This is a genomic window from Glycomyces rhizosphaerae, assembly GCF_042647865.1.
Lineage (GTDB): Bacteria > Actinomycetota > Actinomycetes > Mycobacteriales > Micromonosporaceae > Glycomyces > Glycomyces rhizosphaerae.
Genome location: NZ_JBHRWO010000010.1, coordinates 174,330 through 187,294 on the forward strand (window position 1 = coordinate 174,330; position 12,965 = coordinate 187,294).

At 68.3% G+C, this 12,965-nt stretch carries 9 protein-coding genes; 2 read left to right on the forward strand and 7 right to left on the reverse strand.

Translation table 11 applies throughout. The features are described from left to right. The 7 genes from ACFO8M_RS10445 to ACFO8M_RS10475 all read right to left on the reverse strand — a co-directional run. The coding region (locus tag ACFO8M_RS10445) for an RICIN domain-containing protein (protein WP_387976325.1) at window positions 1–209 on the reverse strand (209 nt) is incomplete at its 3' end. A 783-nt stretch (window positions 210–992) separates the two neighbouring features. Next, window positions 993–2,315, reverse strand: a complete 1,323-nt coding sequence (locus ACFO8M_RS10450) for an extracellular catalytic domain type 1 short-chain-length polyhydroxyalkanoate depolymerase (protein WP_387974350.1) — start codon at window positions 2,313–2,315, stop codon at window positions 993–995. Window positions 2,316–2,389: 74 nt separating this feature from the next. Then, complete coding sequence (locus tag ACFO8M_RS10455; RefSeq protein WP_387974353.1) at window positions 2,390–4,738, reverse strand: WD40/YVTN/BNR-like repeat-containing protein; 2,349 nt, start codon at window positions 4,736–4,738, stop codon at window positions 2,390–2,392. 70 nt (window positions 4,739–4,808) lie between these two features. Beyond that, on the reverse strand, window positions 4,809–5,111 hold the full coding sequence (locus tag ACFO8M_RS10460) for a hypothetical protein (RefSeq protein ID WP_387974356.1): 303 nt from the start codon (window positions 5,109–5,111) through the stop codon (window positions 4,809–4,811). 313 nt (window positions 5,112–5,424) lie between these two features. Beyond that, a complete protein-coding gene (locus tag ACFO8M_RS10465) occupies window positions 5,425–6,057 on the reverse strand; it encodes a M20/M25/M40 family metallo-hydrolase (RefSeq protein WP_387974358.1) in 633 nt (210 codons plus the stop codon). Window positions 6,058–6,334: 277 nt separating this feature from the next. After that, window positions 6,335–8,704: a xyloglucanase gene (locus tag ACFO8M_RS10470; RefSeq protein ID WP_387974361.1), complete on the reverse strand. Its 2,370-nt coding sequence runs from the start codon at window positions 8,702–8,704 to the stop codon at window positions 6,335–6,337. Between the two features lie 317 nt (window positions 8,705–9,021). Beyond that, on the reverse strand, window positions 9,022–9,591 hold the full coding sequence (locus tag ACFO8M_RS10475; protein ID WP_387974364.1) for a TetR/AcrR family transcriptional regulator: 570 nt from the start codon (window positions 9,589–9,591) through the stop codon (window positions 9,022–9,024). Window positions 9,592–9,718: 127 nt separating this feature from the next. On the opposite strand from ACFO8M_RS10475, the gene ACFO8M_RS10480 reads away from it, so the two are divergent. Both ACFO8M_RS10480 and ACFO8M_RS10485 read left to right on the forward strand, forming a co-directional pair. Continuing rightward, a complete protein-coding gene (locus ACFO8M_RS10480; protein WP_387974367.1) occupies window positions 9,719–10,603 on the forward strand; it encodes an alpha/beta fold hydrolase in 885 nt (294 codons plus the stop codon). A gap of 281 nt (window positions 10,604–10,884) precedes the next feature. Next, the gene (locus ACFO8M_RS10485) at window positions 10,885–12,939 is read left to right on the forward strand and encodes a cellulase family glycosylhydrolase (RefSeq protein WP_387974370.1); all 2,055 of its coding nucleotides are present in this window, start codon (window positions 10,885–10,887) and stop codon (window positions 12,937–12,939) included. Window positions 12,940–12,965 lie beyond the last annotated feature (26 nt).

Here is a 12,965-nt window from a genome sequence, read left to right on the forward strand (position 1 = left end):
TGGAGCTGGGCTCCGTCGGCGGTGGACACACCGCTGACGTCCAGGACCTTGCCACTGCTGCGGTTCACCAGGACGTACCAGGCGGTGGGGTCGGTCGACTGCTGGGCTTGGGCTGCGGTGAACGGGTTGAGCACGGTCGCGGCGGCGGCCCCGGCGAGCACGCCGGCTCCGCCGATCAGCATCCGCCTGCGGCTCTTGGGCGTTTCCATCCAGGCCATAGTGGCCTCCTTAGTCGAGGTTCGTTTCCGCAGACGTCGCCGATGCGTCGGGTCATGATGCGGGTTCATTGCTACGGGTGGGACCGGACGGTCGCGGACTGGCGGGTGCGCCGCCGCGGTCCGGTCCCGGATCGGTCAGTCGACGGAGGCCGCCGCGAGCGCGGCCATGCCTTCGGTCCAGCGGGACAGGAACGAGCAATCGGGTGCGGCCGAAGTCATCGGGTGCTCCTTAGCGGACGCGGGTACGGGAATGCCTGTTATCGCTCACATATCGCAACCTGGCTCCGAAACATCTGATGAATCTTTCGGCGATTCGAACTATAGAGAGATCTCGATGTGTAGTCAACGGCTCCACGGAAGTTTGTTGGTACGCCTAGCGTTAGACTGCCGCGTCGAGTCTCGGCTTCACGGTCGTTTCCTGCAGGCCTGCAAGCGATCTCTGACCGCGCCCAGCCGCGGCAGGATACCGCGGCTCTGGCGGGACGGCGGCGAGCCGGACGTGATCGAGGCCGTCGGACCCGCCCCGCATACGGCAGAGGCACCTGGCCAGCGCGCTGAGCATCCCGATCGACGAACTCGCCGACCGTCTTCGACGTCGTCTACCGCATCAGATCTTCGCGAGCGGTTGAACGTCTCGCCCGAAACGCAGCGTAGGCGTACTGGTCGTCGGTCGGATCCCTGCACCCTGTTGCGCTCGACAATTGAAGCCTCCGGATGAACCTTGTTGCGACACAACAGATTCAGCCGGAGTCTTCCTCAATTCTCCAGCACGGCTTAGAGGAGGGTGGTCCACTGCTGGTTGGTGCCGCCGTGACAGGACCAGAGGATGATCTCGGTGCCGTTGGCGCCGACACCGCCCATCGCATCCAGGCAGAGCCCGTTGAAATCGTTGGAGATCGATCCGTTCGAGTTCAGGGTCCAGCGCTGGTTGCTGCCGCCGGTGCAGTCCCAGATGACCACTTGGGTGCCCTCGGCGGTGCCCCAGCCATGGGCGTCGAGACACTTGCCGTCAGCCTTGAGCTCACCGGCGGAGGTGCGGGTGAACTGCTGGTTGGAGCCGCCGTTGCAATCCCACAGCTGGAGCTGGGTCCCGTTGGTCGAGCTCGAGCCGGGCACGTCCAGGCACCGACCCGAGGCCGCTCCGGCGATCTGGCCGCCGGTGGCCGTCGCGGTCAGACCGAAGAAGCGGAGCGTCTCGGCGGCGCGATGCGGCAGGCCGTGGTCGACGCCCTCCATGCTGATCGCCTCGACGGGAGCCTGGCCGCCGGTGCCGCCGTAGCGGGTGCGGGTCCAGTTCGGCTCCGGGGTGTCGGTGTAGTCGGCGGTCTGGTCGGTGCCGTTGACGTTCGTCCACTGGTCGATCTGCTCTTGGAAGTTCGGGTAGAACAGCGCGTCGTCCTCAGTGCCGTGCCAGATCTGCATGCGCGGCCAAGGGCCGTTGTAGCCGGGGTTGGCGCCGCGCACGGCGTCGCCCCACTGCTGCGGCGTGCGGTCGATGTTCCCGGCCGAGCACTCGTTGTTCCACTCCGAGCCGTTGGTGGTGGCGAAGCAGGTGAAGGGCACGCCCGCGTAGGCCGACCCGGCCTTGAAGGTTTCCGGGTAGACGCCGAGCAGGACGTTGGTCATCATCGCGCCGGAGGAGGTGCCGGTCGCGAAGATCCGGTTCCGGTCGGCTCCGTAGTTCGCGAGCACATGGTCGACCATCGACTTGATGCTGACGGAGTCGCCGCCGGTGCCCGAGAGCGAGGCTTGCGAGGCGACGTCGAAGCACTTGCTGGAGCGGGTCACCGAAGGGTAGACGATGATGTAACCGAGCTGCTCCGCCAGTTCGTCGAACTGGGTGCCGCTGTAGTAGGCCGGGCCGGAGCCGGTGCAATAGTGGTTGGCGACCACGAGCGCCGGGTTCGCAGCCACGTTGTCCGGCACGTACAGGTACATCTCGAGGTTGCCGGGGTTGTTCCCGAAGTTCGTGATCTGCTGCAGCTGCGCGGCGTGCGCAGCCTTGGGGGCCATGAAGACCAACAGCGCGGAGGCCGCGACGAGCGCGATCGCGAAGATCGCCGTCGCGCCGCGGCGCAGCCGGATGACTGTAGACATTGCTTCCTTCCTTTGATGGGTTTGCTGCGGCCAGAGGCGCCCGGACGAGGCGCCTCGGGCCGCTGGAACCGGATCTAGGCGATGTCGCCGTAGATCAGTCCGCGGCCGTTCGTCGTCAGGTAGACACGGCCATAGATCTCGGGGTCTCCGGTGATGGCGGACCCTGCGAAGGCCCACTGGTGGGCGTCGTCGTTGATGCGTTGCCAGCTGCTGCCGGCGTCCGTCGAGCGGTAGATGGCGGCCGTGCCGCCGATCTCCGCCGAGGTGTAGACCGCCGGGTAACCGGATCCGTCGGCGGCCCTGCCGAAGCCGACCGAAAGCGCCGTGTCGATCGCGCTGATGCGTGTCCAGGTCGCGCCGCCGTTCTGGGAGTGCCACATGCCTCCGCCGATGCCCTGTTTCTCGTCGCCGCGTCCGGCGAGCCAGACGTCGCCCCAGCGGCCGGGGACGACCCGGAAGTCGACGCCGCCGGCCGGCAGGCCGGACGCCCCGGTGTCGGTGAACGTCGCGCCCCCGTCGGGGCTGCGGTAGAACCTGCCGCCGGAGAACGCGTACGCGATCGGCGAGTCGACCCGGTCGCAGCGGATCTGCGCTCCGGCCGGGAGCCCTTGGACGGGGTTCCAGGTCGCGCCGAGGTCGGTGCTGCGGACCGGAGTGACAGTGCTGTCGCTCGGCGACCAGAGGATCACGGACGCGTTGGCGGCGATCGCGACGACGCCGGCGTGGCCGCCTCCCGGCACACCTGCGAGCGGCGAAGCGGCCTGCCAGGTCCTGCCTCCGTCGGTCGAGACGCCGACGTGGCCGACTCCGTTGTCGTGGGGGTTGCCCGTGCCGACGATGACGTTCGGGTTCCAGTGGGCGAAATCGACGCTGGTGCCGGTGGACCAGTCGGAGCGGATCATCGGCTCGGCCCGGTCGAGGTCGGTGTGGACGAACCCGCCGATGTCGCCGAATGCGGAGACGAGCGTCCCGCCGAGCGCTGCGAGGTCCAGGACCGCGGTCTCCTCGACGCCTTCGGCGCGGACGCCGACGGTGAACTTCTGGATCGGCCGGGCCAACCGCTGACCGGATGCGTCTCGGCCGACCAGTTCGCCTTGGGCGTCCCACTGCGTCAGGTCGTCGGTGCCCCAGATGGTGGCGCCGGTCCCCCACATGATCCGGTCGGAGTCGTGCGGGTCGATCGCGAGCGCCTCGATCATCCAGCCGTGCTTGACCGCGTACGTGTCCCCGTCGTCCTGGCTGTTCCAGGACAGCCACGGGGTGCCAGTGTTGTCCATGTCGAACCGGTCGACCCGCCCGGCGTCGTCCGAGTAGTCCCAGCTGAGCGACCAGGTCGCGCCGGAGTCGGTGGAGCGGAAGAGGACCTCGTCGGGGCCCCAGTTGTTGCAAGTGGACGCCATGAGGGTCCTGGGATACTGGCGGTCGACGGTGACCCCGCCGAAACCGGGGATCGGACGGCCGGGGTTGTAAGGCGGGGTGACATCGGTCCATGCGCCGGTCAGCGTCGAAAGCCGCTGGATCCTGCCGCCCCGGCCGGAGGAGGGCCCGCCATTGTAGGGGCCGGGGTCATGGCTGGTGATGATGTAGAGGTAGCCGTTGGTGTTGTCGACTGCGGCCTGCTTCGGGATGGTGCGGTGGCCGTCCACGCTGCCGAGCGCTGCGGCGGCTCCGGGGACGGGCTGCCAGGTCGCGCCGCCGTCTCTCGAGACGTAGAGCGGGTCGTCCGGGTCGGCGACGCCCACATAGATGTTGCCGCCGATCTGGTCGAACTCGATCCAGAGCACGCCTTGGTTGTCGGCGGAGTAGGGATTCGAGGGGTCGATGACGAAGTTGCCCGCGTTGGGGAAGTTCCCGACCTTGGCCCAGGTGCGGCCGAAGTTGTGCGAGCGCCACAGTCCGTTGCCCGAGGGGGTGCCCAGGTACAGCTCGTAGTTCTTCGCAGGGTGGACGGCGAGGCGTTCGCCCATGCCGCGGCCGGGCATGTTGCCGCCCTGCTTGAACGGCAGCTCCGCGACACCCCAGCTCTCGCCGCGGTTGTCGGAGTAGAGCACGGCGCCGTTGTCGGGGTCCCAGTCGGTGGTGTAGGTGCCGACGGCGGCGTAGACGCGGTTCGGATCGACCGGGTCGGTGGCCATGGAGACCACGCCGGAGTGACCCCATTTGTCGCGGCCGACCCAGTCGAGGAGGGGCTTCCAGGTCCGCGTGGCCTCCTGCCAGCGGTAGCAGCCGCCGATGTCGGTGCGGGCGTATATGAGGTTCGGCTCGGTCTCGTTGAAGACGATGCCGGGCACGAAGCCCCCGCCGTTGACGACGGCGTTCTTCCAGACGTAGGTGTCGGCGGCCTGCTGGGCGAAGGCCGGGACGGGCAAGGCGCCGGCCACGAACGCGGCCGCGCCGAGGGTGGTGAAGGTGCGTCGTTGCACGTTGTTCTCCTTGGGTTGGGATGTGGGCACGGAGCGGCACTGGGATCGATGGGAATCCCACGCCGCTCGGTCAGGTGTCGTCTAGGAGACGGTGCCGGTCAGGGTCGTGCCGGTCTTGGCGACCGTGCAGCCCCCCGTGCCGCCGTCCCAGAAATCCGTTCGAGGTCCCCCATCGGCTGCTCGGCTCGCCGAGGTCGGCCGTCTCGACGCTGGCGGTGAAGCCGTCCTGCCATTGGCCGGTGACGTCGTCGTCGACCGCGCGGCCTTGGGCCGCTTGGGCACTGACGGCGCTGCGCGGTCCTGCGGTGAGGGTGCTGACGACGGCGGCGGCGATCGTGCCGAGGCGAAGTCGTCGCCCAAGAGTCGGGTTCATGTCAAGACTCCTTGCCAGGAGCGTGGGGTTCTGCGAAGGACGAGAGGTGCTGATGCATCGAGGCATGTAGATTCCTAACCTGACGCGGAGTACGCTACGGCCTGCGGACAACTTTGTCAATTGATGAAACCAAGTAAGGGCCTTCATGCCAGCCGAAGTGCGCGGCGGAGCTTGTGAACACCGGATGCGATCGTTCATATAGCCCGGGAGGTTCGGCAGTTCCGGCTCACGAGCAGAGGTTAGTTTCTTTAATTGACAAAGTAATGCTGTCGGCACGACAAGGGGAACCCTCGCACCGTGGCCGATCGCCCGCTCATCGGCCGCGAAATCGGGGGTGCGGCGCGCCGTTCATCCCCGCCACGGCGTCCGCGACACCGAGGTAGAACATCGCACCTGGCGCCTCGTTGAGGCACAGTGCGAAATCCTCGCCGTTGAAGGGCCAGGCCGCCTGGGCCCATGCGACGGACTCCGGCCCCAATGCCGCACTCAGGTACCGGCCGGCGGCCGTGCTGAGCTCAACCGAGTTCACCATGGCCGGGAACGACCACCCGGGAACTCGACGTGTCCGCCCGCGGCGGCCGCGATCAGCGTGATCGGCCGCAACGGCGGCGGCCGCATCGCCGCCTGGCAGCACGATCCGGATGTGGTCTTGCCTGGGCTGGCCGTAGCCCGGAGAGACCACGATGGTGCCGGTGGGGAACGGGCTGCAGTGCAGCGCATAGAACTCGCGCGGTGCCAGCTTTTGCACCAGGCCGGTGTCCAGCATCGCTCGTGCGCCTTGGGCGTTCTCTTCGGCGGGCTGGAAGAGGAACACCATCCGCCCGCGGATCGGCTCGGAGCTCCGGGCCAGTGCCCGGGCGATGCCGACGCCGATCGCGGTGTGCAGGTCGTGCCCGCACAGGTGCGCGACGCCGGGGACGCGCGAGGTGAAACCTTCGTCGAACACCTTGCCCGAGTGAGGGATCGGCAATATCAGTAGACCGTCGACCAGGGGCCGTATGCGGGTGGGGTCTCGCCACGGGGATCCGGTCTGGCACGCGCCAGGCGATGCCGTTGACCAGCGTCCGAAGCGGCTCGGTCGGGGCAGCCGGCGGCACAGGTGCTCCCACTGGCCATCGGACAGGTCTTCACGTGCTGTTACGCCCGACAATTGAAGCCTCCGGGTGAACCTTGTTGCAGCACAACAGATTCAACCGGAGGCTTCCTTACATCTCAAACACGGCCTAGTCGACGATGTCGCCGTAGATCAGGCCGCGGCCGTTGGTGGCGATGTAGACCCGGCCGTACACGTCCGGGTCGCCGGTGATCGCCTTCCCTGTCCAGCCCCACTGGTGGGCGTCGTCGTTGATGCGGATCCAGTTGCGGCCCTCGTCGGTCGAGCGCCAGATCCCGCGCACGCCGCCGGCTTTCGCGGAGGTATAGATCACCGGGTAGCCGTACCGGGTGCGGGCCTTGCCGAAGCCGACCGCGTCGGCCTCCTCGAAGTCGCGCACCTGCCGCCAGGTCTTGCCGCCGTCGACCGAGCGCCACATGCCGTACGTCCTGCCGGCTTCGCCGCCGGTGAGCCACAGGTGCTTCGCCTTGCCGGGAACCGCGCGGAGCTCCACGGGCCCTTCGGAAGGCAGACCGGTCGCTCCCGTCGCGGCGAAGGCCCGGCCGCTGTTCGTGCTGGCGTAGCAGACGCCTCCGGCAAAGGCGTACAGGCGGTTCGGGTCGGTGCGGTCCGAACGCACGAGCGCCCCCGCGGGCAATCCTTCGACGGGCGCCCAGGTCTGGCCGAGGTCGGTGCTGCACACCGGCGTGGTCGTCCCGTCGCCTGGGGACCAGACGATCACCGCCCCGTCAGCGCTCACCGCGACGGTGCCCGCGTTGCCGCCGCCCGCGACGCCATCGAGGCGTTTCGTTGTCAACCAGGTCGCACCGCGATCGAGGGAAACCCCCACGTGCCCGTCGACCTCGCCTTCGACGTCGCCGGTGCCGACGACGACGTCGGGGTTCAGGCCCGCGAAGTCGAGGCTGCGGCCGGACGTCCAGTTCGGGCGGCGGATCATGACACCGGGCTGCTCGAGGTCGGTCTGGACGAACCCGCCGAGGTCGCCCATCGCCGAGACCAGGGTCCCGCCGAGCGCGGCGATGTCCTGGACCGCGGTCTCCTCGATGCCCTGGACGCGGATGCCCACTTCGAACGGCTCGACCGGCAGCGGCACCTGGTGCCCGGCCGCGTCGTCCCAGCCCACCAGCGGGCCCTGCGCGTCCCAGGCGGTCAGCTGCTCGGTGCCCCAGATGGTCCCGCCGATCCACATGATCCGGTCGGAGTCGTGCGGGTCGATCGAGAGGGCGTCGATCATCCAGCCGTGCTTGATCGCGTAGGCCGGGCCGTCGTCGACCTTGCCGAACGTCAGCCACTCATTCCCGGTGGGGTCCAGGCTGAACCGGTCGGTGCGCTCCGGAGGCCACGACCAGTTCGCGTCCCACGCGTAGTCCCAGCTGGTCTGCCAGGTCGCGCCGGAGTCCGTGGAGCGGAACAGGATCTCGTCGGGGTACCAGTGGTTCTCGGTCGCGGCCATGAGGGTGCCGGGTCGCTGCCGGTCGACGGTGAGGCCGCCGAATCCGGGGATGGTGCCGAGGGGGTCGTACGCGGGGGTGATGTCGGTCCACTCGCCGGTGGCCAGCATTAGACGTTGGATCGAGCCGCCCCTGCCGGTGGCGGGCGGGCCGTTGTAGGGGCCGGGGTCCCAGCTGGTGACGATGAAGAGGTGGCCGTTCTCGTGGTCGATCGCGGCCTGTTTGGGGATGGTGCGGTTGCCGTCGGCGGTGCCGAGGGCTTCGGCCGCGCCGGGGACGGGCTGCCAGGTCGCGCCCCGGTCGGCGGAGACGTACAGCGGGTCGGCCGGGTCGGCGACGCCGACGAAGATCCGGCCGTCATCGGCGAACTCGACCCAGATGACGCCCTGGTTGTCGCCGGAGTAGGGGTCGCCGGGGGTGACGACGAAGTTCCCGGGGTTCGGAAAGTCGGTGACCTCGGACCAGCTGCGGCCGTGGTCGACCGAGCGCCACAGGCCGTTGCCGTTCGGGGCTCCCAGGTAGACGACCGCGTTGTCGTGCGGATCGACGGCCAGGCGCTCGCCCATCCCGCGGCCGGGCATGTTGCCGCCCTGCTTGAACGGCAGCTCGGCCGCTCCCCAGGTCTCCCCGTAGTCGTCGGAATGGAGGACGGCGCCGGAGGTCGGGTCCCAGTCGTTCGTGTAAGTCCCGACCGCCGCGTACACGCGGTTGGGCTCCACCGGGTCGGTGGCGACCGAGACGACTCCGGTCCAGCCCCACTGGTCCCAGCCGATCCAGTCCAGCAGCGGCTTCCAGGTCTGGGTGGGTTCCTGCCAGCGGTAGAGACCGCCGATGTCGGTGCGGGCGTAGATGAGATCGGCTTCGGTCTCGTTGAAGACGATGCCGGGGACCCAGCCGCCGCCGTTCACGATCGCATTGCGCCAGGCGTAGGCGCCCTCGCCGGGGGGCTTGGCGAGCGCGGTGGTGGGGACTGCCGCCGCGGCCGCTGCGGCGGCTGCAAGGGAGGCAGCGAGAGTGCGTCTTCGCACGAGTGCTCCTATGAGGACGAGAGGGTCAGCATGGTGAGGGTGAGCAGCCGAGACGTTTGTTTGGAGACTCAACATAACAGGCGACCGCTTCCGCGGCAAGGGAGGCGAACGATTTTGTTCAGCGCGTTGACAATAGCAATTATATCGAAGATTATCACTGTATCGTGTTCTCTGGGAGCGCTTCACCCGCTACGATTCGAAGGATTCGAGACATGCGACCACAACGAAGCGACGGTCTCGCAGCCTGGGCCGACTCCGAGGGCATCGGCTGGCTCGCCTGGACCGCCTGATCCGCGGCGTTCTGCGGAAGGCCGGTGTCAGCGCATGCCGGCCGCGTCGAGCAGGACGGCGACGGTGGGGGCCAGGAAGCCGTCCAGGTGCTCGGCGCCGATCCCGGCGCGGGCGCTGGCGCCGTCGAAGACCAGGGTCAGCTGCCGGGCGAGGAAGTCCGGATCGCCCGCCCCGCCCTGTTCGGCCTCGGCGCGGAAGAAGGCGGTCAAGTCCGCCTTGACCTGTCGTGCCACCCGGCTCGCGGGGTGGTCCGGGTCTTTGAGTTCGATCTCAGCCGACAGGTAGGGGCAGCCGCGGAACTCCGGGTCGGCCGACTGCGACGCCACCTGCTCGAAGACGTGGACGATCCGATCGCGGGCCGCACGGCCGTCGTCCGCAGCGGGCAGGAGCCCCGCGACGTACGACGAGGCGCGCCGCTCCAGGCTGGCGGCCAGGAGCTCGTCCTTGCTCGCGAACAGCTGGTACATGGAGCGCTTGGACACCCCGGCCGCCTTGCACAGCGCCTCGATGCCGATGTTGACGCCTTCGCGGTAGGTGAGCGCAGCCGCCGCCTCCAGCAGCCGCTCTCGGGAACTGGGCTTCACGTCCGTGGTCATCGTGCCAGGCTAGCGCGATTACGGCAAAATGAAAACTGATCGGTGTACCTCACTTGCATCTTGGAAACCGATCGGTTTATCATTGGAGAAACCGATCGGTTTCCAATCGAGTCTGAGGAGCACCGCAATGTCCAACGAAACCCCGCGTCCCACCATCCGCATCCCCGGGACGACCAGCCACACCATCCCCCCGCGCCACGCCCGCGAGGGGGCGCTGCGCTACCTCAAGGCGGGCCGCGGCGCGCCCTTGGTCCTGCTGCACACCGTGCGCACCCAGGCCGAGCACTTCCGCGCCCTCATCCCGCTGGTCGCGGACCGGTACACCGTGTACGCCCTCGACCTGCCCGGCATGGGCTACTCCGAGATCGTGCCCGGCGCCTCCTACGAAGAGCCCGCGATGCGCGCCGGAGTCGAACGGCTCCTGGCCGAACTCGACCTCCGCGACGTGACACTGCTCGGCGAGTCCATGGGCGCCACGCTCGCCCTGACCACCGCCGCCGACCTGCCCGAGCGGATCCGCCGCGTCATCGCGGTCAACACCTACGACTTCCGCGGCGGCATCGCCCGCTCGAGCCTCCTCGCCCGCGCCGTGATCAGCGGCGTCCGCGCCCCTCTCATCGGCGCGACGGTCGCCGGAGTCGAGCCCAAACCGGTCTTCCGCGCCATCCTCCAGGGCGGACTCGGCGACAAGGCCGCCCTCCACGAGGACTACGTGGACGAACTCCTCCACGTCGGTGCACGCCCCGGCTACCCGACCGTCGCCAGCGGCGTCTACCGCAACCTCCCGAGCCTCATCGCAGCCCGCTCCCGCTACCGCGAGGTCAAAGCGCCCATCCACCTCGTCTACGGCGAGCAGGACTGGTCCCGACCCTCGGACCGGAAGGCCAACCGGGCGCTGCTGCCCGACGCCGAGTTCACGCAGGTCCCGGGCGTCGGCCACTTCATCTCCCTGGAACGGCCCGACATCCTGGCCGACCTCCTCACCCGCGAAGGGGCCGCGTCCGCGAACTGACGACGGGAGGGCCGCGTCCGCGAACTGACGACGGGAGGGTCGCGTGCGACACAATTCGGCGCAAGGAGTAGATGAAGTTCGATCCGTCGTCGCTGTAGGAGAAATGCGCCTGCCGTTCGGCGCGGCAGGCGTTCCGGAACGGGAGACGGACGAGGCGGTATCGAAGGGTGCAGATTGGCCTATTGACAAAGTTTGGTCGTTAAACTTAGTCTGATGACGGACAAGGCCTCCAGCGGCGAGCGCCGCTCCCTCACGGAATCCGCCTTCCCCCAAGGAGAGTCGTGAAGAGCTCAACCACTGTCCATAGAAGACGAATGCGTCTCGGCGCGATCGCCGCCGCCGCAGTCACCGCCCTGACCGCGGGCCTGCTAGGGGCCGTCAGCGCTCAAGCTGCCCAAGGCTGCGAGGTCGACTACGAGGTCACCGGCCAGTGGTCGGGCGGCTTCAACGCCAATGTCGAGGTCACCAACCTCGGCGAGCCGGTCAGCAACTGGGACCTCGAGTGGACCTGGCCCGACGGCCAGCGCGTCACCGACATGTGGAATGCGAAGGACAAGAGCAAGGCCGCCTCGGCCAAGGCTTCCGGCCTGGGCTACAACGCCGCGCTCGCGACCGGCGCCTCGACCTCGTTCGGGTTCGCCGGTTCGTGGTCGGGCGCGAACACCACCCCGGCCGAGTTCCGCCTCAACGGGCGCGTCTGCGACGGCTCGGTGAGCGAGCCGACCACGCCGCCGAACGGTGCCACGGCCATGGAGCAGGTCGCGGCCATGCAGCCGGGCTGGAACGTCGGCAACACCCTCGACGCGCTGGGCGGTGAGACCGGCTGGGGCAACCCGCTGATCACCGAAGAACTCCTCCAGACCGTCAAAGCCGAGGGTTACAACTCGATCCGCCTGCCCGTCACCTGGGACGAGAACCTCGGCCCCGCACCGGACTACACGATCGACCCGGCCTGGCTCGACCGCGTCGCCGAGGTCACCGACTGGGCGATCGCGAACGACCTTCAAGTGCTGCTCAACATCCACCACGACTCGTGGATGTGGATGAGCACCATGCCCACCGACCACGACGGCGTGCTCAGCAAATACGAGGCGATCTGGACTCAGATCGCCGAGCGGTTCAAGGACTATCCGTCCGAGCTGTCCTTCGAGAGCGTCAACGAGCCGCAGTTCGCCGACACCGAAGCAGCAGCGGGGGACGTGCTGGTCCACGAGCTCAACGTCGCCTTCCACGAAATCGTTCGCGGCTCCGGCGGGAACAACGAGGACCGGCTCCTGGTGATGCCCACGCTGGTCACCAGCGCCGACCAGCCCCAGCTGGACGCGCTCAAGGCCACCATCGACGAGCTCGACGACGACATGATCGCCGCGACCGTCCACATGTACGGGCCCTGGCCTTTCAGCGTCAACATCGCCGGGGGCACCACGTACAGCGAGCAGGTGGAACAGGACATCACGTCGACCTTCGAGCGTGTGAACGACACCTTCGTCGACAGCGACATCCCGGTCATCATCGGGGAGTGGGGCGTTCTCGGCTACGACTGGACACGCCCCATCGTCCCCTCCCAGCAGTACGGGGAGCTGCTGAAGTTCTTCGAGGGCATGATGTACCAGGCCCGGGACAAGCAGATGACCTTGATGCTGTGGGACGCCGGCTCGTACCTCAACCGCGACACCCTCGAATGGCGCGACCCGCTCGTGCAGTCCTACATGGACTCAGGTCTGACGACGCGTTCGGGCACCGCCTCGTTCGACTCGATCTACCTCGAGAAGGCCGGGACCATCGCGGACGAGTCGCTCGCCCTCAACCACAACGGCCTCGAGTTCAAGGGCCTGTGGCACGGAGACACAGCATTGACCGAGGGCGCCGACTACACCGTCACCGGCGACACGCTCACCCTCACCGCCGCCGCGCTCACCCGCCTCGCGGGCGACCGCGCCTACGGCACCAACGCGACGATCGAGGCCCGCTTCTCGGCCGGTCTGCCCTGGCGGATCCACATCATCAGCTACGACACATCGCAACTCTCGGACGCGTCCGGGACCACGGACGCGTTCGCGATCCCGACCCAGTTCAACGGCGACCAGCTCGCCACCATGGAGGCCAAGTACGCCGACGGCACCAGTGCCGGGCCCCATGACTGGACCTCCTTCAAGGAGTTCTGGGCGACCTACCGGCCCGACTACAGTGCGGGCGCGATCGGCCTCACCTCTGACTTCTTCAACGGGGTCAGGGAGGGTGAGCCCGTCACCCTCACGTTCCACTTCTGGGGCGGCGGCACGATCGACTACACGGTCACCAAGACCGGCACGACCGTGACCGGAACGCCCGCCTAAACGGCGACCAGCGCCGCGGCGTGGGT